The organism is Marinobacter sp. 2_MG-2023, assembly GCF_030546935.1.
Classification (GTDB): Bacteria; Pseudomonadota; Gammaproteobacteria; order Pseudomonadales; family Oleiphilaceae; genus Marinobacter.
The window spans coordinates 143,295-169,936 of record NZ_JAUOPH010000003.1; the positions used below are offsets into that span (position 1 = coordinate 143,295).

Here is a 26,642-nt window from a genome sequence, read left to right on the forward strand (position 1 = left end):
TTACTTTCCCTCCTTCAGAGAGACGACATTACTTGGTTGTCGTGAGCTGGTGTTCTCGCCCCCACAAAGCGTGCAATAGCCTGCATCCCTGATTTCCGATTCGATTATCGGGCGAATGAGGTGCGCTCCGTCGATCGAGTTGGCGTATAGACGCTCATAGATATCAGCATGGTGTGACCTTAGAGCGAGTATGGTCCTTTCACTTTCTTCAAGTTGATCGCTCAGGCGGGCGATTTTGTCCTGCAAATGTTCGACGGTGGCATTTCCGTCGACCATTCGGCGGCGGGCGTCGAGATCAGCCAAAACCCGTTCGACAAGGTCGTCATGGGATCTCAGAGTCTTGCGTGTCGTTGGAACTTGCTCTGCAACTTTGGTTGCGTTGTAGACAAAGGTCTTTCCAGCTTTTTTCGCCGTGTCAGCACGCTCGCGGATGACCGTTGCAATTCGTTTTTCTAGAGCTGCGCTTCGCAGCTGTCGCCTGGAGTCTTTTGGCATTGGAGTTCTCCTAATCAACCTCAACCGCTGGGATTCGCTCGAGCATTACGTTCACATTCGTGCGAACTTGCTTGAAATGGTCAATCTGTGGAGACTCATCGATGCCCTGTGCTTCAATTGCCTCAACTATAAGATCAGCCTCTTTAGCGATTCGCTTCATTTCCTCTAGGTGATTTTCATTGCCCGGATCGACAATTAAATGTTCGCAGGGGCCTTTATCTTCCGTTTCGCAACTGAAGCAACTTAGGTGGTGGGGGCAGGGGGAGGTGCTCCAATCAAGCATACACACGCCATGTGGCATGGGATTGACCATTCTGACAACAGCTTCCAGATAATCCTCAGCATCGTCCCGCGAGAATTCCGCAAGCCTAGAGTAAGTGTCTGTGGCTGCGCCCAAAGCGATCTTGTCACGGATCGCTTGTTTCATCCTTTCAGAGCGCTCTCGGTTCGAGGTTTGGTCATATACAGCATTCTGTTGCTTATGCTTTCGGTTGAAGATAAGTGCAATCTGGTCCTCTGTCAGACCCCCGTTCTGATAGATCGTATTCAACCAGTGGCGCACATCGTGAGAGGTGAACTTCGCACACTCTCCTGTGCGCCGATCAATAATTTCTAAGCGTCGAAAAACGCTGTCTTCGTGATTCCCAGTCCCGTGAGATCGAGCAACACCCCCAAGCCAATCACTGAAGCCGGACTCTCCGATTACAGTGAACGCATCAGCCTTGGTCCCACGGTGCTCTGAAAGCGCATATTTCTGGGTAACGAGCAGAGCCTCGTGAGGATATATGAGGGGCTTTCCTTGTTTGTTTTTGATCAGTGGTCGCACTTCAAACCGGAAACTTCCTTCGAAATCCCGGTCATAGTCAGGTGCTGGATAGACTTTGCCGGCCAACTGGGTTTTTTGGGCCTCATCTAGGATGTCCCGGATTAAGGCTCGTTTTTTTTGCCGAATTGCTACTGACGTGTGCTTTTCCAAATTCAGGAAGGAAACTACGCGTAAATCGGTATCCCAGCTGTTTCTCTGCTGTCCTTTGGATTTGCTGTTTGCGACAACTGGTAACTCACCCCTTCGAGCGGCCTCTTGTGCGGCTAGCAGGTTGTCAAAGGTTATCCTGCTGACCTGGAGGGTTTGAGCTGCCTTTGTCTTGACTCCTCCAGCTTTCTCAAGAACGCCAATCGCATCAACGAAACACTGATCTCTGTTAAGCCAAGCGCCGTTTGGATTAATCATTAGGTGCTTCGGGTTGCTGGTCCATTCGTTGGCCCACTTAGCAACGAAATACCGCAATGCGGTTTCATTGGCGTAAATCGCAGTCCAGTCGAGAGTTTGATCCCTGCGAATTTCCTTTGCTACTGCTCGGGCTTCAGCGGTGATCTCAGACAGAGCTGAAACTGCGTCTTCAACCACATCTTTCATACTTGGATGGATCGGGCGAGGGACCGGGCGTCCACCCTTTGCCGGGTAGTGCAAAATTTGAAGATGGCCGCCTTCGCGGAGTAGACAATCTGCGGGTAGCGCTGCTAGCTCGCTGATCCTAAAACCGGTCGCCATCTGTATGACCAGAACGTTTAAGTAGAAGGTGTCTTTGGCGATCAGATCCTCTCGGTGCCTTGCTAAAATCAAATCTCGGAACACCGAGTCTGGAACGAGTTTGTTGGCTTTGCCTTCATCCGTGCCATAGCGCCCGTGAACACTCGGGTTTATGAGCCGGCTGTGGTAGTCCAGGGGGAGTCCTAGGCTCCTGCCCAGCCATGAGGACGCGGACTCTAAGTACCCGGAACCTCTGAAGGCTGTACCTGGCGCGAATTCCTCTCGAAGTTTGCTTTCTGCATCATAGAAGTCATTTGTCTTCAACGTGCGCAATGGGCGAGCACCAAGTACTTCTGCCAAGGGGGCCAAGATTGAAATCTTCCACTTGGCGGAGCCGACACCTGTTTGCTTTTTGAGTCGGCCATCCAATACCCAAAGCTTGGCTATCTCTCTCAGCTCCGTGTGAGCGATTCTGGAAAACGCCAAGGTTGATCTGCGTTTCTTGGAGACCCCTCGCGTCTCCCATTCGATAACATCCCATTCATCGGTTTCGAAGGAATAGCCCGCGGGGATTTCCGCTAATAATCTGGGGACAAGATCAATAATCGCTGACTCTATCGGTACCTCCGAGAGCCAGTTTTCAAGTTGGACTGCATTCATTCTTTTGCATCCCCATTAGCTTCTTCGATTTGCTGTTCAACTTCTCGAATAGATGCTGCGGTCCTATCGAAATCTTTGTACAGCTTACTTCGTTCCTTTCCGCCCTCTGCCTCACCCCAACGAGAAAGTTCTGACTCCACGTATTCCAGCGACTTTCTATGGTCTGCTTCTTTCCATGCAAGAAAATGTGGGCAGCCGTTGTAGCAGGCCCAGAATGGGTGTTTTGAACAGGCTCCATCCTTTCCACATCCACCCACAACGGCGGGTGCTTGGGTCTCGTTAGCAGCGGGCTCATGGATATTGATGGCAGGAATTGTGATTGCTTTATTTCCAATATCTTGAGTGATGGTACCCTTGAAAAAAAAAGCATCGGTCAGAATCGAGAATACCTCACCCACGCCGCGATCCGTGGCTTTTTCTAGCGCTGGCATCAGATCGGATCCGACAGCCTGAATGTAGGCATCTGCGGTGAAGGGGGAGTCATGCTCTAAGACCTCCTGAATTTGTTCCCTCGGAATGCCCTGCAAAGCCATCGCTGTGCCCCCCGTGTGCCGAATTCTGTAGGGCGTGAGGTTTATTACTTCACCTGTACGTGGGCTTACAATTCCTCTTTGCTTAACCAGATTCTTAAGTGATTGCTGACCGGTCTGAGCATCAACTTCTCCGTGCTGAATCCACCGAGGAGTGCCTCGGTAACCTGGTAGAACGGCAAGACGGTTGACTCTGTCTTGAAGGGCTCGAATTTCCGGAATTTGCGAGTATTCCTGGATAGCTTTTCCCAGTGACTCAGTGATCTGCCATGTGCCTGGAGGCTCACCTGTCTGGCGTTTTGCTTTTGGGACTCGGAGAAAATACTGGGCTGGACTGGATCCATCTGGGGAGGGTACCACCCAGAACGCATTCTTTGGCATTGACCATATTTGCGAGGGGCGTTTCAGAGTCTCGGTCATGATTCGACCGAAGACTTTGGTTGCGATGGTGTTGGGGTGTTCGTCAAGGTTCCACTCCTCAAGGAATCCTCTGATAAGCTCCCATTCAGCGGCCGTGAGTGCGCCCTTCTCAGGGTGCCAGTGCACGACCTCGCGAAGGGATACGACTTCGCTCCTTGCTTTCCAGGTTTTGATCTCGCGGGCCAGAGAATAGTCAGCTCCGGCAATGTGTTTATCGGCGCATTCCGAATAGATGGATCTCACAATGCTCCGAGAATCGGGCGTAATGACATCCCAGACCTTAAGGAATGAGGGTGCATCCAATTTGCCAAAGCCTTCCTCTAGATCGACATCTGCCTCTCTAGCAGCTCTAAAGAAGGTTATAAGTGCATGGCCAACTTTGCGGAGGTAGTGCGGCGACGACTTTTGCAAGCGCCCCTTAATCAGCGTTTGAAGATCAGGCAATAATGCCCGCGATATGTCAGCGTCTCTCCAATCAATGGTATGCAAAGAACCTGCGTACTGGGCGCTCCAAACATCCTTGGAAACGTCGATCCACACTGGGTCGCGCGGGTCGAATTCACATCGCACAAAGCTACGCCCTTCTTCGTCGTGGAATAAGCCTGTTTTGAAGTCTTCTTTTAGTTTAGTGCGTTCCATTCATCACCACCTTTTTGCCAGAGGTGCAGAGCCGTTCTGGCTCTTTCGCGCCTTGCTCTCCGGCTGTAAATATCGAGGCTCTGCGGGTCTTGCCAGCCTCCCCAAACAACCAGATCGGCAAGCTTTACCTGCTGCTCGTCACGGTCTTTGATTTCGGCTACTGCGGAATAAGCGCGATTAAAAAAGGCATGGCGAGCAAGATGCCAATGGAAATCTACGCCAGTTCCTTCCTTGATCTTATGGGCGACGTTGTCGGCCATTTTCCCGGATAGGGGGTTACCGTTCCGAGCTATCAACAAGAACGGATGGGGAAGAAAAAACTTTCTGATATTCCGACCTTTATGTATGGCTTTGATGTACCTGTGCGTTGATACATAGTCAGTCAGGAGGTTGGGGAATTTGGTGTTGCTCAATTGAATCCCCAATTGTCTCGAAAGAGTTTTGGGGCGTGCTGGGACCTTGCGAGGATCAAAGTAATCAGGACCTCTTTCCTCGATTCGGACGATCTTAAAATAGGGCGAGTTTCTCCCGGGGCAGTCTTGTAGACGCATGGCCAGAATCTCCCCTATGCGCATGCCAAACTCTATTGCCATTCGCCAGATTAAATAGTCCCGAGTCGCTATGTCCCACCCAACCGAAGAGTGCCGGTTTTCCGGTAGCAGAAAGTGCTCAACCTTTTTTATTTGTTCATCGGAAAGGTCAGGCGCGAAAATTTCTTGTCTAACCTTCGTTTGCAGTTCTTTCCACATCCGCTTTTGAGCATCTACTAAAATATGAATGTTGATTACTTGTTCATGCGTCGATCCGGAGTCTGGGCGAGCGAACTGAGTAGTGAACCATCGACATATGACCGAGCAAAGACTAAGGATTTTGTTGATGGTTCTGCGTTTCTTATAGGGAAGGACACCATTACCCTCGATTCGGTACTTGCGTAGCCATGCTGCAAAAGACCTGGCTTGAGCTTGAGTAAGGCCCTCGCCAGATAATAGTTGTTTATCCAGATTTATGGCCTGTGTTTTAGCCCAAGAGTAAAGGTAAACAATTGAATTAAGGTGCTGTTGCCGTGTGCCGGGGGAGTCGTATCGGTGATTGAGATGCGTCTCGTAGATCGATGCCGCCTCCATTGGTGTCAAAGTTTCACGATTAACAACGATAAAGCGACGCTCACCAGACTCAGTGTGCGAGATTTTAATAATTCTAAACTGTGAAGCTGGTTTATATTTCATTTTTGTTCGGTTAATATTTAAGATTATGGTTGTCGAATAATTAATTTAAAAACTTTATATTAACTATTAAAAGCCAAGATAGTTTTTTAAATACACATTTCCGATATTTGTTGGCTTTCACAGTTGTCTCTGCTCAGAATCCAATCTTCGGAGGTACAAATCCTGTGGCTGTAGCATTTATGATCTCCTTTGTCATGCTCATGCCACTCAAAGATAAAACAGTTTTTTATTTCTTCTGTTTCTGTCTTATTTAAAATAAATTCGGCATGAGAAATGGAAGAGGTGCATTCTGTATTAACCGTCAAGAATGTAATGTCAAAAAGGTTTAATGATTTTTTGAATGTTGTGATATCTACAGCAGATCCGAGTCCTAAGGTATAGATTATTTTGTGCGTTGGCAGCGAAGTGTTCAATGCTGAAATCTGGTATTGGTTCCATCGATCCCATTGCCAAAGAGAGTTAGATGCGACCTGGCTCTTTGCCTCGTCAATCTCGTCTATATATTTAAAATAGAGTTTTGAATCGTGGTTTTTGGTTTTTGTCTGGAAACGTTGTTCGAAATGTTCGAGGAGTGAATTCTGAATATACTTGTTATCCTCTCTCTTTCTTATAACTAAGACTGAGTGGGAAGACTCGAAGTTTTCTTTATATATCTTATTTACCGCTCTATGTTCACCGCTTCCGCCTTTCGTCCTGAGAACCGCAATATTATTAATAATGTTATTATGATTCATTTAATAAATCCAACATGAATGGTTTTAGAAGCGTGACTTAGATTTTTTAAAATGTAAATGGTAGATGCTAGAAAATATTGGTTATATAATTTAGATTGTGGAATAAATTAATATTTAATTAAATAGATGGTATGTTTTTGTTTTCTTTAAAATCAACGATGTATATTTATAATTTTGTATTTTTACTAAGACAATAATAGTGCATTAATAAAAATTAAACATATGTAATTAATTGAGGCGTGCGTTTGATCGTTACTGAGAGCGTTGGTTAAGCGTGCTAAACCCTATTTTCATATCAGTAGCTTTCTGGGTTAGAGAGCATTAGTTGAAAAGAGGGGGGCGGGAGAGGCGTTTCCCTTATTCAATACCTCTTGGTTGCAGTTGCGCTGATGATTAAGCTTATCGTTTTATAGTGTTACCGCGATTTGTCAGCAGCGTAATATCTTGAACGGAATATAGGGACGGGTGAAAAGGATTGAAACTACGAGGCGAAGCCTGGGATTTGGATATTTTTCGTGGACCTTGGCAAGTTTTTTTTATTAAAAAAACCTGCACAACATATGGTTAGGCAATTGTGTGTCCAAGTACTCAGGCAGTATGGCTGTTTTCCAGTAATGGGCTTTTGATTGTTACATGCATATAAAATAAAAAAACCCTCTAGGAATCACTCCTTGAGGGTTTTTAGTTAGCGATGCTAAGTGTTACAAGTATCCACTTTTTATGGCTATTGACACTTGCTGTCGCCGCATGACAGGCAAGTCGCACAACCGTCCATCACGATGACAGCTTTGGTGTTGCACTTGCTGCACATGGTGGAGTTGGGCGGGAAGTCGCCGGCTTTGTCGTCGTTGGTTGCTTTGGTGTTGTTGGCTTCAAATTCGGCGCGCTTTTCGGCGAGGATGCGCTTGGTGGTTTCGCTCATTTCCTCGCTTTCCATCAGGCCTACGGCCTTCAGGTGCTTCTCGATAACGGCACCAATTTCAGCCACCAGCGAAGGCATGAACACGCCGCCTTTCTTGAAGTAACCGCCGTTGGGGTCGTATACGGAACGCAGTTCTTCCACCAGGAAGGTCAGGTCGCCGCCTTTGCGGAATACCGCAGAGATTACGCGGGTGAGGGCGATTACCCACTGGAAGTGCTCCATGGATTTGGAGTTGATGAACACTTCGTACGGCTGCCGGCTTTCGTGGTCTGTGTCTTCGTTCAGCAGGATGTCGTTGATGGTGATGTACATCGCATGCTCAGCCACCGGCGGCTTGATTTTGTAGGTGGTGCCCACCAGAAAATCCGGCCGTTCGATGTATTCATTCATCTTCTGCAGCGTTGGCTCCAGCTGTGCCGGTGCCTGCTGTTCGCTGGGTGCGTCGGTGTCGGCTTTCTTAACCCGGTAGCCGACGATTTTATTGCTGATTTTAACTGTCATGTCTTCTGTCCTGTGTCGGTGTTCCGGATCAATACTTTCCGTAGGTGCCTTCTTTAAGCGCGTCAAACAGGTTGGCGGCGGTGTGGATTTCGCCGTCGTACTCTACCTGTTCGTTGCCCTTCAGGTTCACCTTGCTGCCGTCGTCGAGGGTGAACTCGTAGAGGGTGTTTTCAAGGTCTTTCTCTTTTACCAGCACGCCCTGGAAGGCTTCCGGGTTAAAGCGGAAGGTGGTGCAACCTTTCAGGCCTTTGTCGTAGGCATAGAGGTAGATGTTTTTGAACTCCTGATAGGCGAAATCGGTTGGTACGTTCGCGGTTTTGGAGATCGAGGAATCTACCCACTTTTGTGCGGCGGCCTGGATGTCTACGTGCTGCGCCGGGCTTACGTCATCAGAGGTGGTGAAGTAGCTGGGCAGTTTTTTGTCTTCTTCGTCTGAGAAGGGCATAGCACCCGGGTTGACCAGGTGGCGGTAGGCCAGCAGCTCGAAGGAGAACACGTCGACTTTTTCTTTGGTTTTACGGCCTTCGCGGATTACGTTGCGGGCGTAATGGTGCGAGAAGCTTGGCTCGATGCCGTTACTGGCGTTGTTGGCCAGCGACAGGCTGATGGTGCCGGTTGGTGCGATAGAAGTGTGGTGGGTAAAGCGGCCACCTTTCTCTGCCAGCTGTTCAACCAGTTCGGGTTCTACCTTGGCAATTTCCTGCATGTAGCGGCTGTATTTGGCGTGCAGTACACGGCCTTTGAGCTTGTCGCCGAGTTTGTAGCCATCGTTCTGCAGCTGCGGGCATTTGCCCATCATTTTCGGGGTGATTTCGAAGTCTTCGTCCATGATTGGCGCCGCGCCTTTCTCTTCTGCCAGAGAAAGTGACTGGCGCCAGCCTTCCACGGCCATTTCGCGAACAACGTCTTCGGTGAACTGTACGGACTCTTCAGATCCGTAAGGCATGCGCAGCATGGCAAGGGTTGAGCCCAGGCCCAGAATGCCCATGCCGTGGCGGCGCTTGTTGGTGATTTCGTGGCGCTGCTCGGCCAGGGGCAGGCCGTTGATTTCTACTACGTTGTCCAGCATGCGGGTGAAGATACCCACTACCTTGCGATACTTTTCGTAGTTGAAGCTGGCTTTCTCGGTGAACGGGTAATCCACAAACTTGGTCAGGTTCACAGAGCCCAGCAGGCAGCTGCCGTAAGGGGGCAGGGGCTGCTCGCCACAGGGGTTTGTGGCGCGGATGTCTTCACAGAACCAGTTGTTGTTCATCTGGTTGACCTTGTCGATCAGGATGAAGCCAGGCTCTGCGTAATCGTAGGTGGAGGTCATGATGGTGTCCCAGATGAACTGGGCTTTCAGGGTGCGGTAGATACGGCACGCCACCTTGCCTTCTTCGTTAACCACGTAGCCATCGAGTATCGGGAAGTCGCGATATACGAACTGGCTGGGGTCGGCCAGGTCCAGGCCTTCTTCTTTGACTTCTTTGTCGGTAACCGGGAAAGACAGGTGCCAGTCGCTGTCGTTACGAACGGCTTCGATGAAATCTTCCGTGATCAGCAGGGAAAGGTTGAACTGGCGCAGGCGGCCATCTTCACGCTTGGCCTGGATGAAATCGATGATGTCCGGGTGGTGAACATCAAAGGTGGCCATTTGGGCACCGCGACGGCCACCGGCAGAGGATACGGTGAAGCACATGCGGTCGAAGATATCCATGAACGACAGCGGGCCGGATGTGGTGGCACCAGCGCCGGCAACGTAGGCACCTTTCGGGCGCAGGGTGGAGAACTCATAACCGATACCACAGCCAGCCTTGAGGGTGAGGCCTGCTTCGTGGTTTTTCTCCAGGATGTCGTTCATGGAGTCCTGAACAGAACCGGATACGGTGCAGTTGATGGTAGAGGTTGCAGGCTTGTGCGCTTCGGCACCGGCATTGGAGGTAATGCGGCCGGCGGGGATGGCCCCGTGTTTGAGTGCCCAAAGGAAATTTTTCATGTGCTCTGCGCGCACAGATTTGTTTTCAACCTGCGCCAAGGCAGTTGCAACCCGCTGGTAGGTGGCGTTGATGTCCTTGTCTACCGCTTCGCCGGTCTTGGTTTTTAGCTGGTACTTGCTGGTCCAGATGTCTAGCGAAGTTTCCTGCATCGGAATCGTTGTAACTACTGCCTCTGCCTTAGCGTTCATTGCCACCCTCGATTTTCAAGTATGTCTGTTGTCTGTTGATGGCACTTTTAACGGTGCCATATCTCTGTAAAACGTTGCAAAAACCTGCGTAGTTGCCCTTGTTTTTCAAGTTTCTTCGCAAACCACTATATCTTGTGCGCTTGTAAAGCCGGGGCAGGCTGTATTTCCCGGTGATCGCGCTCTCATTACGCTCTGATTGTGGTTGCCTACGCGGCTTTTTTCAGCTAGTGCACCTGCCTGTCTGCAGGTGAGCTGTGAAGTCGTTGGCCCTATATATGGGCTTATTTTTTGAGAGTATAACAGGATATAGTGTTTTGTGAATTTAACCAGAACTATTGATAAGCGACTTCTCGCAAAGAAATTCAATGGGCTAAGGGCTTGCAAGAGGGAAAACGCCAGTAAATCCGCCGCTTGGGCTGGATAGCTGGGAATTACTATATGTTGTGATTGAAAAACGCACGAAAATCGTGCAGAAGAGGGCGGTTATCAGTGGTTTTGTAGAGGCAGAAAAAGAAGCGGGAGCCTGGCTCCCGCTTCACCATTAACCAAGAAGCAGGCTGTCGTCATCCACGGAAAGCCCGCGTTGGGTTTCGAACAGCTCCAGAAGATCTTTCACTTCCAGACCTTCGCGGTCCTTGCCGGCAATATCGAACACCACCTGGCCCTGGTGCAGCATGACGGTTCGGGTGCCTACTTCCAGCGCCTGTTTCATGCTGTGGGTTACCATCAGAGCGGTCAGTTTCTGCTCTTCGATGATTTTCGTGGTGAGCTCCAGCACAAAAGCGGCCGTTTTGGGGTCCAGCGCTGCGGTGTGCTCGTCGAGCAGCAGAATGGCGGAGGGAGTCAGACTTGCCATCAGCAAACTCACTGCCTGGCGCTGCCCACCGGAGAGCAGGCCCATTTTATCGCCGAGCCGGTTCTCAAGCCCCAGGTTCAGTGAAGAGAGGCTTTCCCGGAACTGTTCCATGTACTGCTTCTTTACGGCTGTACCAAGGCTACGGCGCTGGCCGCGCTTGATGGCAAGCGACAGGTTTTCCTCGATGCTCAGGCCTTCGCAGGTTCCGGCGAGCGGGTCCTGGAAGACACGAGCCACGCGGCCTGCCCGTTTGTGGGTGGGCAGTTTGGTCACGTTGAGGTTATCGACAACAATGGTGCCGCTATCCACGATAACTTCGCCCGCCAGAGCGTTCAGGAACGTGGACTTGCCGGCACCGTTACTGCCAATCACGGTAACAAATTCGCCCTGATTAACCGTAAGGCTCATGCCCCGAAGAGCGGGGTTTTCCAGCGGTGTGCCTTTACCAAAGGTAAGCCGCAGATCGGTTGCGCTGATCATAGTGCCTCCTCAGGCTTTCTTGCGGGTGAGTTTGCTCGCCACAGACGTGCGGATGCCGGGCAATACAATGGCCAGGGTAACCAGAACGGCGGTTATCAGGTTCAGGTCCTGTGCTTGCAGTCCGAGAAAATCTGCGTTCAGGGCGAAGGCAATGGCCAGGCGATAGATAATGGCGCCAACCACGCAGGCGATAAGAGCGCGCACAACTGTTGACGGTGTGATCACGGCTTCACCACCAATCAGCGATGCCAGGCCGATAACAATCACGCCAACGCCCATGGTTACGTCGGCAGCGCCCTGGCTCTGTGCAAACAGTGCGCCGGCGAGACCAACCAGTCCGTTCGATACTGCAACACCGAGAATGATCATGGTACCGGTCGCAATGCCCTGGGCGCGGGCCATTCTTGCGTTGGCACCGGTTGCACGCATGGCGAGACCGGTTTCCGATTTCATGAAGCGCCAAAGCAATATCAGGGAAATGAAGATCACAATCACGAACAGCAACACCGGCACCTGATGGTATTCAAGACCCAATGAGTACCAGGGGGTGAGCACGGTGTCCTCTCCCAGCAGGGCGATGTTCGGTCGGCCCATTACCCGGAGGTTGACGGAATACAGGGCGATCATCGTGAGGATGGAGGCTAACAGGTTAAGAATGTTCAGCTTGACGTTGAGAATGGCGGTTACGGCACCCGCGGCCATGCCGGCGAGCACTGCGCAACCGGTTGCCAGCCATGGGTTCCAGCCTTCGATGATAAGCACGGCGGCAACGGCAGCACCCAGGGGAAAGCTGCCGTCAACGGTCAGGTCGGGGAAGTCGAGTACGCGAAAAGAGAGATAGATGCCGAAGGCCACCAGGCCGTAAATAAGGCCTGTCTCAAGTGCGCCGTAAAATGCAATGTTACTGAGCATGGGGGATATTCACCGTAAAAGAAAAACGGGCGGGCTCCGGATAGAGAGGCCGCCCGTGTAGGTATGGCGTTACTTGTCGCTCTTGACCACTTCTTTAGCTTCGGCGATTACATCATCAGCAATAGTGATGCCCATGCGTTCGCCGGCTTCCGGGTTAACAAACAGGTCAAGCTTTTCCATGGTTTCTACCGGCATGTCGCCCGGCTTCTCACCTTCAAGGATGCGTGCAACCATAACACCGGCCTGGCGGCCGTGATCGTAGTAGTCAAAGCCCAGTGCGGCAACGGCGCCACGATCAACGGTCGCGGTGTCGGCTGCAAATACCGGGATTTTTGCACGCTCGCCTACAGAGATAACCGCTTCTGCGGCGCTGATGACCGTATTGTCGGTTGTCAGGTAGATAGCATCAACTTTACCTACGAGCGAGCGGGCGGCGCCAAGAACTTCGGAGGTTTTGGTGGCTGCACCTTTAACAAGTGTCAGGCCGCGGGCTTGCAGGCGTTCATCAAGCAATTCAATCAAGGATACTGCGTTGGCTTCCCCGGGGTTATAGACAGTGCCAATGTTTTTGGCGTCCGGCACCATGCGTAGCAGCATGTCGAGGTGTTTATCGATGGGGAGCATGTCGCTAACGCCGGTAATGTTTGCACCCGGAGCCTCTGCATCCTTCACCAGTTTTGCGCCAACCGGGTCGGTTACGGCAGCAAATACGACCGGGATATTGCGCGCGGCTGCAGCAACAGTTTGTGCAGAAGGCGTTGCGATGGCCACGATCACGTCGGGACTGTCACCGATAAACTTGCGGGCAATCTGGGAGGCGATGGCGGAATTGCCCTGGGCGCTTTCATGCATGACAGTCAGGTTGTCACCTTCTGTATAGCCCCGTTCTGCGAGCTCATCTTTTACGCCCTGGTAGACGGCGTCGAGCGCAGGGTGTTCCACAATCTGCGTAATGGCGACAACGCGAGGCTCTGCTGCCTGTGTAATGCTTGCCAGTGCCATTAATGAGGCGCCCAACAGGGTGCGCAGGGTTTGCTTGGCCATATGCCCATCTCCGAGGTCTGTTGCGGTAATTGCAGTGATAAGGTGCCGGAGTTTATCACAGCCGTGCACCCTTGGTGGTAGCGCATGTTAACGTGAAGTTGACCTGGCAGGATATTCCGGTGAGGGAGTTTCTGAGTGGTCGGCCTGAGTCACGCTTTCATTGGCTATAATGTGTTGAAATACCCTACTAAAGTCTAAATAATGTGCTGATAATTCAAATAACGAAAGCAAGGAATATCCATGGATACAACAACCAAACTTCCACTGGACATGGTGTACCACTGGGAGAGTGCCAAGGCCAACTCTCTGTATATGACCCAGCCTGTTGGCGGGGGCAAAGTAGTGGAGTACACGTGGAGCAGGGCGGTTGATGAAGCCCGGCGCATGGCGTCTTACCTCAAGTCACTTAATCTCCCGGAAAAAAGCCGGATTGGCCTGATCTCCAAAAACTGCGCTCATTGGATAATGACAGACTGGGCTATCTGGATGGCGGGCCATATTTCCGTACCGCTATACCCAACGCTGAATGCCGACACCGTCAATTACGTGCTGGGCCATGCAGAATGTGAGGTTCTGTTCGTTGGCAAACTGGACGACTGGGATATGATGAAGCCCGGGGTCCCGGAATCTGTGCGCTGTATTTCTTTCCCGCTCAGTCCGCCCAATGATTTTGAAACCTGGGATGATATTGTAGCCAGGTTCCAGCCGCTGGAGGAGAAAGTTCACCGCGATGCGGACGATCTGGCGACCATAGTTTATACCTCGGGCAGTACCGGCAGGCCTAAAGGCGTCATGCTCAGCTTCCGCAATATGGCTTTCGCGGCCGCTGGTGGTATGGAGGTGCTGCAGGTAGGCCCTGATGAGCGCATGTTGTCCTACCTGCCATTGGCTCATGTATTTGAGCGCACCTTTGTTGAGCTGGCTTCTTTGTACGCCGGCTTTCACCTGTTCTTTGCGGAATCCCTTGATACCTTTGTTGAGGATATGAAACGCGCGCAACCAACGCTGTTCCTCTCGGTGCCCAGGCTGTGGGTTAAATTCCAGCAGGGTGTTCTCCAGAAGTTGCCGCCGAAGAAACTTGAGACATTACTGAAGATTCCGGTGGTGAGTGGCCTGATCAAGAAAAAGATCCTCAAAGGCCTTGGCCTGGACAAGGTCAAGCTGGCAGGAAGTGGCTCTGCGCCGCTGGCCAGCGACGTGCTCGACTGGTATCGCAACCTTGGCCTTGAATTGCTTGAAGGCTACGGTATGTCTGAGAACTTCGCCTATTCTCACATTAATAAGCCCGGGCGTTCCCGTACTGGCTATGTGGGCGAGTGCATGCCTGGGGTGGAAACAAAAATCAGCCCTGAGGGCGAGATCCTGATAAAGAGCCCGGCCACCATGGTGGGTTATTACAAGGATGAAGAAAAAACCAGGGAAACCTTTACCGACGATGGCTTCCTGAAAACCGGCGACAAAGGCGAAATTGACGAACTGGGTCGCCTCAAGATCACGGGCCGGATGAAGGAGATTTTCAAGTCCAGCAAGGGTAAGTATATTGCTCCCGCGCCGATTGAGAATCGTTTGATGGCGCATCAGTCCATTGAGATGGTTTGTGTTTCCGGCGCCAACCAGACTCAGCCTTTTGCTATTATTCAGCTGGCTGAGGGAATTCGCCCGAAAATGGCGGATGAGCACTTCAGGAAGGAGCTTGAGGAGAGTTTTGCAGAGCTTTTGACCAAGGTAAACAAAACAGTAGACCCTCACGAGCAGCTGGCCTTTGTAACAATAGTCAGTGACGAGTGGACGATTGAGAACAGCTTTCTGACGCCGACGATGAAGCTGAAGCGTAACGTGGTGGAAGACGCCTACGAGGACAGGGTGAATGATTGGTATGCGCGGCGCCAGAAGGTGATCTGGCAGTAAGGTATAGTCTGATCCTCGTATTTATGACCAGGCCCGGCTTCGCCGGGCTTGGTTCGTTTCAGAACCGACGTTAGTCGCATTGGGGAAAGCGGGTGGCGCGCCTAAAATTAATGGATATCAGGAGGAGTTTATGACTCAGCTTTCGGCATTTCAAAGGCGCATTCATGAGGAAATTCCCCTTTCTCGCGCGCTGGGAATTGAATTGCACTCGTGGGACGGCAGCGCCCTGTTGTTAAGTGCACCGCTTGCGCCCAATCTCAATCATCAAGGTACTGGCTTTGGCGGAAGCGTCTATTCGGTTGCGGTAACGGCTGCCTGGGGTGTCACCGAGCTTGCACTTGGCGATCTTGGGTTGAGAGGCAAGGTCGTCGTTCAGACAGGTAGTATCGACTATCTTGATCCCGTGAATTCGGATTTTTACGCGATTTGCCGCCTGCCGGGGGATGAGATTCCCGAACGCTTCAGAAAGAGTCTTGCCAGGCACGGTAAGGGACGGCTGGATTTGACCACCGAGGTGTTCTGTGGAACGCCCAACACCATGCCGCAAGGCGATCCGGTTGCTGTGTTTCAGGGCCGGTTTGTAGTGCAGGACGCCCGCTCAAGGATGATGCCTTAGTTTTGTGGGGTCTGTCAGGCCATAGAGCGGGTGTTGGATATGGAACGGCTCATCAGAATGATCGGTATGATTCCCGCCAACACGATAATGAGCGCTGGCAGAGCGCTGTGATACAGGCGCTCGTCTGAGGCAAACTGGTACACGTAGGTAGCCAGGGTCTCAAAGTTGAAAGGCCGAAGGATGAGCGTGGCCGGCAACTCTTTCATGCAATCCACGAAAACCACCAGCGCGGCAGTAATCAGTGTTCCACGAAGCATGGGCAGGTGCACCTTCACGAGTGTCTTGCCCGGGCTGTTGCCCAGTGAGCGGGATGCCATATCCATGCTTGGGGTAACTTTCTGCAGCGCGCTCTCCACACTTCCGGCAGACACGGCCAGGAACCTCACTGTGTAGGCAAATACAATGGCGAAAGCCGAGCCGCTGAGCAGCAGGCCGGTGCTGACGCCAAAGAAATCTCGCATCAGGTTGTCCAGCCAGTTATCAAACCCTGCCAGGGGCACAATAACACCAACTGCAAGCACGGCGCCTGGCATGGCGTAACCCAGACTTGAGAGGCGCATGAGCACCTGCATGCCGCGAGTGTTGTGCAACCTGCGGCTGTACGCGAGGGTGATGCCGATCAATAGAGTGGTCAGAGCCGCAGTGCCTGAGAGGAACAGGCTGTTAAGGGTGTTGTGCAGAAATGCAGGGTTCCAGCTCTCGTCAAAATATTCCCAGGCATAAACGCCCAGTGTGACGCCGGGGATAACGAAACCGAATACTACCGGTACCGCGCAAACGGCAACGCAAATCAGTTGGCGTGGGAAGGACATGGTAAAGCGGCGGATCGGATCCCGGTTGTCTCTGGCGGCGAATTGCTGCTGGCGCTGTCGGGAGTAACGCTCCAGTGTAACCAGAATAACAACAAATATGAGCATGGTTGTGGCTATCTGAGCCGCACCGCCGAGATTGCCGAGATTCATCCAGGTATCGAACAGGCCGGCGGTAAGGGTTTGGACGGCAAAAAAGTCGACCGTGCCAAAGTCATTCAGGGTTTCCATCAGCGCCAGCGAGAGACCAACGGCAACGGCCGGGCGGGCAATGGGCAGAACCACTTTGAAAAAGGTGCTGAGTGCTGAATGGCCAAGGCTGCGGCTGACGGCAAACAGGGAAGGTGACTGGTCCAGGAATGCGGCGCGAGCGAGAAGATATACATAAGGATAGAGTACAAGGCCAAGCATCAGCGTGGCGCCTTCCAGGCTACGGATCTCGGGGAACCAGTATTCGGAAGCGTTGGCCCAGCCAAACCAGTCTCTAAGAGCGCCCTGGACCGGGCCTGCGTAATCCAGAAGGCTGGTGTACACATAGGCAATTACGTACGCCGGCACAGCAAAAGGCAGCAGCATGGCCCACTCAAAGAACTTGCGCCCGGGGAACTCACACATGGTGACGGCCCAGGCTGAAGACAGGCCGATGGCCAGAGTAATAATGCCGACACCGATCATCAGCTTGATGGTGGTGACCAGGTAACGGGGCAAGGTGGTATCTATCAGGTGTGGCCAGATGTTTTCTTCAGGAAAAAAGGCCAGAACAATAACGGACAGGACGGGTAGCGCGACTATGGCTGTCGTGAGTAGTGCGCTGATCATCCAGCGGCGGGAGGTACGCTTTGCCAGCAGGGGCGGGGTAAGCCCGGGGTTAACGCTGGTCGCAGCCTCGCTCATGTGGATCCTGTTATTGAGTTAAAGGGGGGACGATTGTAGTCAGCTCAATTAGCCGCTGCAATGACCGGAATCAGTAACGAGGTTGATTGGCTAAAAGTTTAGTGGGTTGATTAAAGGTGAATAAGAGGGCGGCCAAGCCGCCCTCGCTCAGGCATTTATTCGCCGTCGTAGTCTACACGGTCAACCAGTTTGACTGCTGCGTTGCGGTTTTCTGCAATAACCTGCAGTGACAAGCTGTCTGGGTGGACCTCACCCCACTCTGCAACCAGCCCTGTGGGCGTTACGTTCGGGTTTGCAGGGTATTCAGTATTCGCTGTGGCGTAGATGTTCTGTGCTTCCGGAGACGACAGAAACTCCATCAACTTGATGGCGTTGTCTTTGTTTGGAGCACTTTTGGTCAGCGAGATGCCACTGATGTTGATGTGAGTGCCGCGGCCATCAGCGTTCGGGAATACCAGGCGGACGGCTTCAGCTGCGGGGCGCTGGCTATCATCTTTCAGCATGTTGCCGTAGTAGTAGCTGTTGCCGATGGATACATCGCACACGCCTTCAGCAATCGCCTTGATCTGGTCGCGGTCGCCGCCTTGTGGCTTGCGAGCCAGGTTGTCTTTGACACCTTGCAGCCATTCTTCAGTTTCAGCTTCACCATGATGCGCAATCATGGAAGAGATAAGGGCAATGTTATACGGGTGCTTGCCGCTGCGGGTACAGATGCGGTTATCCCACTTGTCGTCAGCCAGTTGCTCGTAAGTGGTGATTTCACCCTCTTCGACGCGCTCTTTAGAGGTGTAGATGATACGCGCACGGGTTGTCAGGCCGAACCATTTGCCTTCTGGATGGCGCAGGTTTTCCGGAACGTTTTCCTCAAGTACATCGTTATCCAGGGTCTGGACAAGATCGCGTTCAACCAGGTCGTTAAGCCGTGAGATGTCGGTGGTCATTACGATATCAGCCGGGCTGTTGCGGCCTTCGCGTTCCAGTCGCTCAGCCAGGCCCTGCTTGGCAAACACGACGTTGCTCTTGATGCCGGTTTCTTTTTCAAACGCATTCAACAGTGGCTCAAGAAGGTATGCCTGACGGTAGGAGTAGATGTTAACGTCGCCGTCTGCAGAGGCTGTGAGGGGCAGAGCGGTAAGGGCGATTGCTGCGGTTGCAGCCAGTTTCATGCGCATAGTGCCATCCTTAAATGTTTCGGATCGGGTTTGCACCTGTGAGCGAAATAATCATAGGTGAGTTAAAACGCCAACCATTCTCATTTGTATTTCCTGCCAAGTCAATATCACCTAGGAGATACATGCTGTTACCGGCGCTATCCTTTGAAATGCATTATTAAATGGTATGATTCGTAACAACATACAATAACCTGCTACGTAACGCAGACACACATTGGAACCTGGCCGATGGCTGTAGATGACCGCAGAGAGCACTTTCGAACAGCGATGAGTGCGAAAGTAAAAGTGAGTCACGAGCAACAGGGGGAGTTTGTGTTCTCGACCCGGGACATATCGGATGGTGGTGTGTTCGTTGTGGTGGATACAGAACCGTTTGCACCCGAACTGGGGGACACTGTAAAAGTTCAGGTTCAGGGGTTACCCGTGCCGGCACCGGAGCTGAGCATGGTTGTGGTTCGCAAAACCATCGATGGCTTTGGCTTGCAGTTTGATCAGAGTGATAACTGACAGGCATTTTTGACACGTTTTCCCAGGGATAATGGGGCTTCCTCAGTGAGATTGTCGTTAAGGATCAACGAGCGACTCATGATTGCACTAAAACTCTACCGACCTTTTAAAGGCATTGCCTTCCTGTTCGCTGTTGCCGGGTTGCTCTTTATGCAAGCTGGCTGTGCCACCTACTATTCCCATTACGCCATGTTCTCTGCAGAGAACTCCCGGGGCGCGCCCAGAGCAGTCCGTTTGTCCTGGCACACTGCTGAATACCCCTCCTGGTGGTTCCTCGCAGACCGCGCTACCCCAATTCTCCTTGAAACCCAGTGCAGTGAGCGAGACTGGCATTTGTACGATGACAGCCACGCCGAGGCGGGTACTTGTGCCCAGGGTATTCGTGCCTGCGGTTTGAGCGGCCATGACCGGCGTGCTCCCGAAGGTGAGGTGGCTGGTTCTGGTGATGTATGCATGGCCGTCAATCCTTCTGATCCACAGGCACGCATTGCAGAGCTATCCGGCCAACTCGAACTGTTGGTCTCCTGTGAAACGGTTTCCGATGTTAAGGGTGAAGGTAAGGATGCGATGAATGTGGATTATATTCGCGCCTCGGCGGTGCCTTACTCTGTATACAGCCGGAAGACGGTGCGCGGGGCCATGAGCGCCCGTCCTCCAGAATTTGACCGCACGGTCTGCAGTACGGATTGATAAGAGTGATGCTGTTCGTGGTGGCCCTGTGATATCTGTCACATTGCTACAAATTGTTTCGGGCTGAAGATTATCGTTACCGACTGTGTTGTTGCGGTTACGCTGAAACATCAAAATGTAATGGACTATTCCGCTGATCCGTATAAAAATAGTACTCATCGAAATTGCGCATTCAGGAGCGAAGCGTGGGCGTCTGTCAGAGAAAAATTGCGGTACATGATCTTGAGGTTGGCATGTTTGTGTCCGATCTTGATCGCCCGTGGCATCAGACACCCTTTCCCATTCAGGGTTTTCACATCCGTTCCCAGGATGATATCCGCGCACTGGTCTCCCATTGTAAGTGGGTTGCTATAGACGTCGCTGAAACCCGGGACTCCGTAGAGCTCACCAAAATTGTACGCCCTGCCTTTGGTACCAAAGGCCGACGCAGGGGAGAGGGGCGAGAAGAGCTAAACCTCCCCCCGCTGAGCATACGAGAGCCTGTAACTTACCGGACCGTGACCACGCTGAAGCGGGAAATGAAAGCGTCGAATGGTTTGCTGGAAGACGCTGGTGTTGCGCTTGATGGCCTTTATCAGGCCTTTGCTACTGACGGCATCAAAGACCTGCGGCCGGTTGCTGCGGTTATCAGCAAAATGGTGAGTAGCGTAGTTCGGCAGCCAGACGCGTTACTGTGGCTGAGCCGCATCCGGCAGCATGATGATCATGTATATCGACATGCTCTGAATACGTCGGTGTGGGCGCTCGTATGCGGGCGCCAGCTGGGGTTGAATGAAGGTTTGCTGAATCATCTTGGCCTGGGCTGTTTGTTGTCCCAGGTTGGTAAAACCAGGTTGCCTGCTGAGTTACTTAGCCGAGAAGGGCAGCTGGTTCCAGAAGAGTATGCGCTCTACCGTACCTACGTTGAGAAAGGTATGGCCATGCTCGAAGACAGCGGCCTTTCACGCGCGGTACTGAGCGTGGTGCAGGGGCATCGTGAGCGACATAACGGCTCGGGCTTTCCTGAAGGCGTGCGTGGAGACAGGATCCCTCTGCTGGCGAAAATAGCCGGGCTTGCTGAGTTCTTCGAATCTCTTATCGAACCGAGGGAGAGCTTTGCTGAGCCTATGACGCCGGCGAAGGCTGTGACTCTGCTCTACGATATGAGGAATATTGAGTTTCAGGGTGATCTGGTCGAGAGCTTTATTCAGGCGATCGGGATTTACCCGACGGGTAGCCTGGTTGAACTGACAGATGGCCAGCGCGGTATTGTGGTTTCTCCCTCGGCCAAGCGCAGGTTGTGGCCGCGCGTCATGGTGATGACTGACCGTTACCATGCGCCCTTGAAAGCCGCCAAGGTTGTTGACCTGGCAAAGTATAATGAAAGCCGGGCGGCAGCAGAAATTCTGGCCATCAAAGAATGCCTTGCTCACGGAACCGATGGCCTGGATCCTGCCGGTTACGATGTGGCCAGCAGCGAGTCGCGTTGGAGCCTTTCCCGGCTGATCAGTCGGTAATAACAACCCTGAGGCTTTTGCGCACCCATCGATAAGTATCTTCTGGCAAAAAGCTTGTAACGATTTCGGACTCGCCGTCGGTGGGTCCTGACACGTAATACTCCACTGTTGCTGTTTGCCAGCTGAAGGAATGCAAGACTACATCTTGCGGGCGGGTGGTAATGGCTTCCAGGTTCGCAAGATCAAGGCCCCCGCGTATACGCCGTATTTTCACCTGTTTTATGCTCGTGTCGCTGTCTGGATGCCTGGCTATATGGTTATCCAGGTAAAAGCGGTTTCCAATAGTGGTTGAGATGGCGTTCAACTCCCGCGTGAGATAGAGCCGGGCATCTTCAGCGTCAACCTCATCCATTGAGCGGACAGCTTCAAGAATTCTCTGCCTTCTGGCGCTCAGATCCTGCTTGTAGTCAACGTCTGGGGCCCAGTCGTCTTCATCTTCGGGGCGTTCCGGCGCGTTGTTGATTTCCTCTTCCGTGGGTGGCTGCTCGCACAGCTCATCGCCTTCAGGATAGAAACAGATGGCGGCAAGTAGCTGGTTTGCAGGCGACGGCTGATTACCGGTTGCGTTGAATTCCGCTTCGCTGACAGTAAAGTCGATCGGGCTTGTGAGGTTGGGCAGCGCTGCATTCAGTTGTTGGATAACGCGATCCCGGATCTCTATGCCTTCATTCTCCCGTAGGTTATCCGTCCAGTTCAGTGCTATGAGAAAGCGGGTGAGGTTCGTTAGAGGTATGCGGGTAATGAGTTGTTGTTCGGTAATGGTGTGAGTGCTGAGGCCTTCGTCGTCTACAGATGGGACCTCAAGCTGTGTTCTGATTTCCGGAATGAACTCCAGTGGCGTTACCCACTCCTGAGCAGGTACACCTTCCGCAATAAGCAGATTGCCGACCTGGAGGCTGAGTGTTTCTCCCGGGTAGTAAAGGAACTGCCCGTTGGCATCTGTTCTGCCGGTCTGACTGGCGGTTTGATAGGACATTCCGCTGATTCCCAGGGCATTGATTCTCCCCGTGCTCGTATCACTGCTCGTGCCGCCACTGTCACCGCTAAAGCATCCGGAAAGAAGTGGACTGATAAATAGTGTGATCAGAAACGCACGGGGCAGAGTCAGTAATGGGGGAGTGAGGTGAGCGACAGCCATGTTTCGTCTTGCATTCCCTGAGTTCGGGCCGGACCAGCGGAACGGTTGTGGACGGCCGATTGTAAATTGTTGTAACCGCATTATAGGGAGCCATCCATGGCTATATCGGGATATCTGTCGCAGTTTGTGTATTTCGCGGCGCTGGTGCTGATGGGCGTCAGCCTTGAAAAAGTCGGGCGTGCCTCAATGAATGAGTGATTCTTCAACACTGCTTATTTGAACCGGAACCTGTTATGACCAATGCGCTGGAAATTGAGGGGCTAACCAAAACCTACGGCAGTGGGTTTGAAGCTCTCAAGGGAATCGACCTACATGTGGCACAGGGGGATTTCTTTGCATTGTTAGGACCTAATGGCGCCGGGAAATCGACCACGCTTGGCATTGTGTGTTCTCTGGTTACCAAGTCTGGCGGCAAGGTGAAAGTGTTCGGCTACGACATAGATACCCACCTCTCGGATGCCAAGCTCCATCTGGGCGTTGTGCCTCAGGAGTTCAACTTCAATCAGTTTGAGAAGGTGTTTGATATTGTCACCATTCAGGCCGGCTATTACGGGATACCCCTGAAAAAAGCAGCTGTCTCTGCTGAGAAATACCTGAAGAAACTCGGGCTCTGGGACAAGCGAAATGCGCCAGCGCGGATGCTGTCTGGTGGCATGAAGCGAAGGCTGATGATTGCCCGCGCGCTGGTGCACGAACCGAAACTGCTGATTCTGGATGAACCTACGGCTGGTGTAGATATCGAGCTGAGGCGGTCCATGTGGTCGTTTCTTGAGGAAATGAACCGGCAGGGCACCACCATCATTCTGACCACGCACTATCTGGAAGAAGCGGAAGCACTTTGCCGGAACATTGCCATTATCGATCACGGTCGCATTGTCCGGAATACCAGCAAACGGGAATTGCTGCAGCAGCTCAGCCTTGAGACCTTTCTGCTGGATGCGGAAACCACTCTGGAGCGTGCCCCGGAACTGGATGGTTTCTCATGCCGGCTGGATGGTGAAGGTGTGCTTGAAGTGGATGTCCACAAAGGACAGGTGCTTAACGATGTGTTTATTCAGTTGGAGGCGCAGGGAATCAAAGTAGTCAGTATGCGTACTAAAGCAAATCGCCTGGAAGAGTTGTTCATCCGCATGGTGGAACAGAATGAACCGGCTGAAGAAGCGGTAATGGAGGGCGGAAAATGAATGCCAATGCTCTGTTCACCGCTTATACCACGATTGTATTGAGAGAGATTCGCCGGTTTACCCGCATCTGGGCACAAACTCTGCTGCCGCCAGCGGTCACCATGACGTTGTACTTCATCATTTTCGGGAATCTGATTGGTTCCAGAATCGGTGACATGGGCGGTTTCGACTATATGGCGTTTATCGTACCGGGGCTGATCATGATGGCAGTGATTACCAGCTCCTACTCGAACGTGGTGTCGTCTTTTTTCTCCATGAAGTTCCAGCGAAGCGTGGAAGAGCTATTGGTATCGCCGGTGCCGAACTGGGTGATTCTTGCTGGCTACGTAACCGGGGGCATGGCACGTGGCCTGGGTATAGGCCTTATCGTAACCCTGCTGTCGCTGGCGTTCACGCGCCTGGAGATTCACAACCTGCCGATGGTTGTGGTAACCGTATTTCTCACCTCTGCACTGTTCGCCGTCGGCGGCTTTATCAATGCATTGCTGGCGACCAAGTTTGATGATGTATCAATCGTGCCTACCTTCGTTCTGACACCGCTGACGTATCTAGGCGGGGTGTTCTATAGCATCGATCTGCTGCCGGAGTTCTGGCAGGGTGTTTCTATGGTTAACCCGATTCTGTACATGGTGAATGGCTTCCGGTTCGGCATACTCGGCGTTTCTGATGTAAATCCGTTTGTATCTCTTGGTATGATTCTCGCCTTTATCGCCGTGCTTACGTTCATTGCGCTTAAACTACTGGCGCGAGGGAAAGGTATTCGCCACTGATGTGAATGCGAGCTTTTGCAGGCTGGCATTCAGAACTGATTTCAGGAAATTATATGGCTCTTGATAACGCACCGCTGGGCAAAGCCAGCGAGTACCCTGATCGCTATGATCCGGCCCTGCTTTTCCCGGTGCCCCGGGCAGAGAATAGACGCCGTATCGGCCTGGAAGATGGGCGCTGGCCCTGGTTCGGAGGCGATCTCTGGCAGGCCTGGGAAATCTCATGGCTTCGACCGGGAGGCATTCCGGACCTGGCCTGGGCGGAAATCCGGTTTCCCGCCGCTGCGCCGTCGATTATTGAATCCAAGTCTCTCAAGCTGTACCTGAATTCCTTGAACCAGACGGTGTTTTCATCGGCCGAACAGGTTGTCGAAACTATTACGGCGGATTTATCCAGTGCCAGTGGCGCAGCGGTAAATGTGCGCTTTCGGAGCGTCGACGATTCGGATATGGCCGTCGGGCGCCCGTCGGGCTATGAGCTGATTGATAACGAGCCAGTTGAATACGTGGTTTATGACTACGCGCCTGAATCACTGAAAGCAACCGGGCCTGTGGTAACCGAGCATCTATGCTCGCACTTGCTGAAGAGTAACTGCCCGGTGACCGGCCAGCCGGATTGGGGCACAGTGCTGATCAGCTATACCGGATCGGCCATCGATCGCGCCGGGTTGTTACGCTATATCGTGAGTTTTCGACAGAAACAGGACTTTCATGAACACTGCGTAGAGACGCTGTTCACCGACCTGTTACATCGCTGCGAGCCGCAGAGCCTGACTGTGTGTGCCCGTTATACTCGCCGTGGGGGGCTTGATATAAACCCCTGGCGTAGTACCGGGCCGGAGGAGCAGGTGGGGCCAAGGCTGATTCGTCAATAATCAGTCCCGGGCTGAATCTTCTTCTTGTCGCAGGCGGTCTGCGGCATCTTCCAGAGCGCTGAGAATGCTCCGGCGCTCCCGTTCGGTGATCTTGTCGGAATCCAGGTACATTGCGAAACCACTGTGTTCGTGTTCCATAAAGCTTCGGTTCGGGCCCATGTCTCTGCGGAAATCTACAACTTCGTAAATGGGCACGGGTTTAACGAAGCCCTTAACGGTGATTTCGCCCTTGTCACGGCACATAATCCGGTCTTTGATCAGTGAGAAGGTTTCGTAGGAAACGAGTATTTCACCCGGCTCTGCAAGGGATTCCAGCCGGCTGGCGAGGTTTACTTCTTTGCCGATAATGGTGTAATCCATGCGATTTTCAGCCCCGAAGTTACCCACGGTTGTGTAGCCGGTGCTGATACCCATGCGGATTTCGAGCGGGGTTTTTATACCCTGGCTGCGCCACTTTTGCCGCATGATCTTCATGTGTTTGCGCATGTCGATTGCCATGGATACACAAGCAAACGCATCTTCCCGCTGGCCGCGGCTGGTGGGGTCGCCAAAGAAAACCATAATGGAGTCGCCCACAAATTTGTCGATGGTGCCGCCGTACCTGAGAGCTACTTCGGCCATACCGTTGAAGTAGTGGTTGAGAAGTTCGGTGAGTGCTTCCGGTTCCATTTCCTCGGAAAGCTCGGTAAAGCCTTTTATGTCAGAGAAGAAGACGGCAAGCTTTTTTCGCTGGGTTTCAAGGCGAACGTCTCTTTCCCCGGTGAAGATAGACTGCCAGACCTGAGGAGAAAGGTATTTTGAAAGCTTGTGGGACAGCGCTATGGATTGTTCGCGCTGGTTTTGTATCTGAGTTTTTGCCAGCATCAGAGCGCGGGCCTGCTGGTGCGAATAAAATGCAGTGACGCAGATATAGAAGCCGGTCAACGAGATGGACAGCATACTGGTGAGCAGGGGGGACTGGAAGGAGTCTGCGGGCCCAAGAACCAAGAAGAAAACCAGAATAGAGGCCGCCATAAAGGCCGAGCCAATCAGGAATTGGCGTATGCCGCCGATGATCAGACCGCTGAACATCAGCATCAATGCCACCGAGACCGAGGGTATGGCAACCAGCCCGATACAACCTATGAACCCGCCACCAATAACGCAATCCGCCGTGAGCATTTTCTGGCGAATGCGGGGTGAGTTTCTCAAAAACGTTTGCCGGATAAGCTGGTGCGCAATATGTGGCCAGGCCAGCGCGCCGACAATCATCCAGAGGTGCCATTGCTCGAACGCCCCCTGCAATACGCCCACCACAATAATGGCAGCCGTTGCCGTATAGGCAATTAGACGACCGTTATAATCGGGCATCGGGGGAATAGCTATGGGGCTGTTGAGGGCCTCTGAGGTCAGAGATTTTCCTGCGCTGATGCTGGCATTGCGCAGATCTGCCGGAGCACTCATCATGTACGCTGATCACTCATGGCGCT

General features: G+C 52.4%; 22 protein-coding genes. 8 read left to right on the forward strand and 14 right to left on the reverse strand.

Translation table 11 applies throughout. The annotated features are described in order from the left end of the window. From Q4501_RS07995 to Q4501_RS08040, 10 genes are all read right to left on the reverse strand, one after another. Entirely contained in the window at positions 1–495 is a 495-nt protein-coding gene (locus tag Q4501_RS07995; RefSeq protein ID WP_303595691.1) for a hypothetical protein, read from the reverse strand. Between the two features lie 10 nt (positions 496–505). Beyond that, positions 506–2,686, reverse strand: coding sequence for a hypothetical protein (locus tag Q4501_RS08000; RefSeq protein ID WP_303595693.1), 2,181 nt, complete (start codon positions 2,684–2,686; stop codon positions 506–508). Continuing rightward, positions 2,683–4,275, reverse strand: a complete 1,593-nt coding sequence (locus Q4501_RS08005) for a site-specific integrase (RefSeq protein WP_303595695.1) — start codon at positions 4,273–4,275, stop codon at positions 2,683–2,685. Before Q4501_RS08005 ends, Q4501_RS08000 begins: the two co-directional genes overlap by 4 nt. Continuing rightward, on the reverse strand, positions 4,257–5,501 hold the full coding sequence (locus Q4501_RS08010) for a site-specific integrase (RefSeq protein ID WP_303595697.1): 1,245 nt from the start codon (positions 5,499–5,501) through the stop codon (positions 4,257–4,259). Before Q4501_RS08010 ends, Q4501_RS08005 begins: the two co-directional genes overlap by 19 nt. An 86-nt stretch (positions 5,502–5,587) precedes the next feature. Beyond that, positions 5,588–6,235 carry a hypothetical protein gene (locus tag Q4501_RS08015; RefSeq protein ID WP_303595699.1) on the reverse strand — a complete coding sequence of 216 codons (648 nt, stop codon included), beginning with the start codon at positions 6,233–6,235 and terminating at the stop codon, positions 5,588–5,590. 724 nt (positions 6,236–6,959) lie between these two features. Next, positions 6,960–7,658 (reverse strand): NrdJb, encoded by a 699-nt coding sequence (locus Q4501_RS08020; protein ID WP_303595701.1) that lies wholly within the window; start codon positions 7,656–7,658, stop codon positions 6,960–6,962. Between the two features lie 28 nt (positions 7,659–7,686). Continuing rightward, positions 7,687–9,825, reverse strand: coding sequence for an adenosylcobalamin-dependent ribonucleoside-diphosphate reductase (locus Q4501_RS08025; RefSeq protein ID WP_303595703.1), 2,139 nt, complete (start codon positions 9,823–9,825; stop codon positions 7,687–7,689). 541 nt (positions 9,826–10,366) lie between these two features. Then, positions 10,367–11,161: an ABC transporter ATP-binding protein gene (locus tag Q4501_RS08030; RefSeq protein ID WP_303595705.1), complete on the reverse strand. Its 795-nt coding sequence runs from the start codon at positions 11,159–11,161 to the stop codon at positions 10,367–10,369. 9 nt (positions 11,162–11,170) lie between these two features. Continuing rightward, positions 11,171–12,073 (reverse strand): ABC transporter permease, encoded by a 903-nt coding sequence (locus tag Q4501_RS08035; RefSeq protein ID WP_303595706.1) that lies wholly within the window; start codon positions 12,071–12,073, stop codon positions 11,171–11,173. Positions 12,074–12,142: 69 nt separating this feature from the next. Further along, a complete protein-coding gene (locus tag Q4501_RS08040) occupies positions 12,143–13,117 on the reverse strand; it encodes an ABC transporter substrate-binding protein (RefSeq protein ID WP_303595707.1) in 975 nt (324 codons plus the stop codon). Between the two features lie 240 nt (positions 13,118–13,357). On the opposite strand from Q4501_RS08040, the gene Q4501_RS08045 reads away from it, so the two are divergent. Next, positions 13,358–15,025 carry an AMP-binding protein gene (locus tag Q4501_RS08045; RefSeq protein ID WP_303595708.1) on the forward strand — a complete coding sequence of 556 codons (1,668 nt, stop codon included), beginning with the start codon at positions 13,358–13,360 and terminating at the stop codon, positions 15,023–15,025. A gap of 130 nt (positions 15,026–15,155) precedes the next feature. Next, positions 15,156–15,641: a thioesterase domain-containing protein gene (locus Q4501_RS08050; RefSeq protein ID WP_303595709.1), complete on the forward strand. Its 486-nt coding sequence runs from the start codon at positions 15,156–15,158 to the stop codon at positions 15,639–15,641. Between the two features lie 14 nt (positions 15,642–15,655). On the opposite strand, the gene Q4501_RS08055 is transcribed toward Q4501_RS08050, so the two are convergent. Both Q4501_RS08055 and Q4501_RS08060 read right to left on the reverse strand, forming a co-directional pair. Beyond that, the gene (locus tag Q4501_RS08055; protein ID WP_303595710.1) at positions 15,656–17,344 is read right to left on the reverse strand and encodes an iron ABC transporter permease; all 1,689 of its coding nucleotides are present in this window, start codon (positions 17,342–17,344) and stop codon (positions 15,656–15,658) included. A gap of 155 nt (positions 17,345–17,499) precedes the next feature. Beyond that, the gene (locus Q4501_RS08060) at positions 17,500–18,516 is read right to left on the reverse strand and encodes a Fe(3+) ABC transporter substrate-binding protein (RefSeq protein WP_303595711.1); all 1,017 of its coding nucleotides are present in this window, start codon (positions 18,514–18,516) and stop codon (positions 17,500–17,502) included. A gap of 228 nt (positions 18,517–18,744) precedes the next feature. Here Q4501_RS08060 and Q4501_RS08065 point away from each other — a divergent pair, with 228 nt between their 5' ends. The 3 genes from Q4501_RS08065 (at position 18,745) to Q4501_RS08075 (ending at position 21,209) form a co-directional block, all read left to right on the forward strand. Beyond that, positions 18,745–19,023, forward strand: coding sequence for a PilZ domain-containing protein (locus Q4501_RS08065; protein ID WP_303595712.1), 279 nt, complete (start codon positions 18,745–18,747; stop codon positions 19,021–19,023). 78 nt (positions 19,024–19,101) lie between these two features. Next, entirely contained in the window at positions 19,102–19,713 is a 612-nt protein-coding gene (locus tag Q4501_RS08070) for a hypothetical protein (protein WP_303595713.1), read from the forward strand. Between the two features lie 185 nt (positions 19,714–19,898). Continuing rightward, positions 19,899–21,209: an HD-GYP domain-containing protein gene (locus tag Q4501_RS08075; protein ID WP_303595714.1), complete on the forward strand. Its 1,311-nt coding sequence runs from the start codon at positions 19,899–19,901 to the stop codon at positions 21,207–21,209. Here Q4501_RS08075 and Q4501_RS08080 read toward each other — a convergent pair. Then, entirely contained in the window at positions 21,199–22,185 is a 987-nt protein-coding gene (locus tag Q4501_RS08080) for an organic solvent ABC transporter permease (RefSeq protein WP_303595715.1), read from the reverse strand. The genes Q4501_RS08075 and Q4501_RS08080 overlap by 11 nt on opposite strands. Positions 22,186–22,580: 395 nt before the next feature. Between Q4501_RS08080 and Q4501_RS08085 the strand changes: the two genes are divergently transcribed. The 3 genes from Q4501_RS08085 to queF are packed head-to-tail and all read left to right on the forward strand — an operon-like array spanning position 22,581 to position 25,173. Continuing rightward, on the forward strand, positions 22,581–23,531 hold the full coding sequence (locus tag Q4501_RS08085) for an ABC transporter ATP-binding protein (protein WP_303595716.1): 951 nt from the start codon (positions 22,581–22,583) through the stop codon (positions 23,529–23,531). Then, on the forward strand, positions 23,528–24,301 hold the full coding sequence (locus Q4501_RS08090) for an ABC transporter permease (RefSeq protein ID WP_303595717.1): 774 nt from the start codon (positions 23,528–23,530) through the stop codon (positions 24,299–24,301). Before Q4501_RS08085 ends, Q4501_RS08090 begins: the two co-directional genes overlap by 4 nt. A gap of 53 nt (positions 24,302–24,354) precedes the next feature. After that, the gene (gene queF / locus Q4501_RS08095; RefSeq protein ID WP_303595718.1) at positions 24,355–25,173 is read left to right on the forward strand and encodes an NADPH-dependent 7-cyano-7-deazaguanine reductase QueF; all 819 of its coding nucleotides are present in this window, start codon (positions 24,355–24,357) and stop codon (positions 25,171–25,173) included. On the opposite strand, the gene Q4501_RS08100 is transcribed toward queF, so the two are convergent. Then, positions 25,174–26,619 (reverse strand): adenylate/guanylate cyclase domain-containing protein, encoded by a 1,446-nt coding sequence (locus Q4501_RS08100; RefSeq protein ID WP_303595719.1) that lies wholly within the window; start codon positions 26,617–26,619, stop codon positions 25,174–25,176. Positions 26,620–26,642 lie beyond the last annotated feature (23 nt).

Bases quoted from the DNA above. Each gene is read 5' to 3' on its own strand.
- Q4501_RS07995 (WP_303595691.1), bottom strand. From the start codon at position 495: ATGCCAAAAGACTCCAGGCGACAGCTGCGAAGCGCAGCTCTAGAAAAA.
- Q4501_RS08000 (WP_303595693.1), bottom strand. From the start codon at position 2,686: ATGAATGCAGTCCAACTTGAAAACTGGCTCTCGGAGGTACCGATAGAG.
- Q4501_RS08005 (WP_303595695.1), bottom strand. From the start codon at position 4,275: ATGGAACGCACTAAACTAAAAGAAGACTTCAAAACAGGCTTATTCCAC.
- Q4501_RS08010 (WP_303595697.1), bottom strand. From the start codon at position 5,501: ATGAAATATAAACCAGCTTCACAGTTTAGAATTATTAAAATCTCGCAC.
- Q4501_RS08015 (WP_303595699.1), bottom strand. From the start codon at position 6,235: ATGAATCATAATAACATTATTAATAATATTGCGGTTCTCAGGACGAAA.
- Q4501_RS08020 (WP_303595701.1), bottom strand. From the start codon at position 7,658: ATGACAGTTAAAATCAGCAATAAAATCGTCGGCTACCGGGTTAAGAAA.
- Q4501_RS08025 (WP_303595703.1), bottom strand. From the start codon at position 9,825: ATGAACGCTAAGGCAGAGGCAGTAGTTACAACGATTCCGATGCAGGAA.
- Q4501_RS08030 (WP_303595705.1), bottom strand. From the start codon at position 11,161: ATGATCAGCGCAACCGATCTGCGGCTTACCTTTGGTAAAGGCACACCG.
- Q4501_RS08035 (WP_303595706.1), bottom strand. From the start codon at position 12,073: ATGCTCAGTAACATTGCATTTTACGGCGCACTTGAGACAGGCCTTATT.
- Q4501_RS08040 (WP_303595707.1), bottom strand. From the start codon at position 13,117: ATGGCCAAGCAAACCCTGCGCACCCTGTTGGGCGCCTCATTAATGGCA.
- Q4501_RS08045 (WP_303595708.1), top strand. From the start codon at position 13,358: ATGGATACAACAACCAAACTTCCACTGGACATGGTGTACCACTGGGAG.
- Q4501_RS08050 (WP_303595709.1), top strand. From the start codon at position 15,156: ATGACTCAGCTTTCGGCATTTCAAAGGCGCATTCATGAGGAAATTCCC.
- Q4501_RS08055 (WP_303595710.1), bottom strand. From the start codon at position 17,344: ATGAGCGAGGCTGCGACCAGCGTTAACCCCGGGCTTACCCCGCCCCTG.
- Q4501_RS08060 (WP_303595711.1), bottom strand. From the start codon at position 18,516: ATGCGCATGAAACTGGCTGCAACCGCAGCAATCGCCCTTACCGCTCTG.
- Q4501_RS08065 (WP_303595712.1), top strand. From the start codon at position 18,745: ATGGCTGTAGATGACCGCAGAGAGCACTTTCGAACAGCGATGAGTGCG.
- Q4501_RS08070 (WP_303595713.1), top strand. From the start codon at position 19,102: ATGATTGCACTAAAACTCTACCGACCTTTTAAAGGCATTGCCTTCCTG.
- Q4501_RS08080 (WP_303595715.1), bottom strand. From the start codon at position 22,185: ATGTCCTATCAAACCGCCAGTCAGACCGGCAGAACAGATGCCAACGGG.
- Q4501_RS08085 (WP_303595716.1), top strand. From the start codon at position 22,581: ATGACCAATGCGCTGGAAATTGAGGGGCTAACCAAAACCTACGGCAGT.
- Q4501_RS08090 (WP_303595717.1), top strand. From the start codon at position 23,528: ATGAATGCCAATGCTCTGTTCACCGCTTATACCACGATTGTATTGAGA.
- queF (WP_303595718.1), top strand. From the start codon at position 24,355: ATGGCTCTTGATAACGCACCGCTGGGCAAAGCCAGCGAGTACCCTGAT.
- Q4501_RS08100 (WP_303595719.1), bottom strand. From the start codon at position 26,619: ATGATGAGTGCTCCGGCAGATCTGCGCAATGCCAGCATCAGCGCAGGA.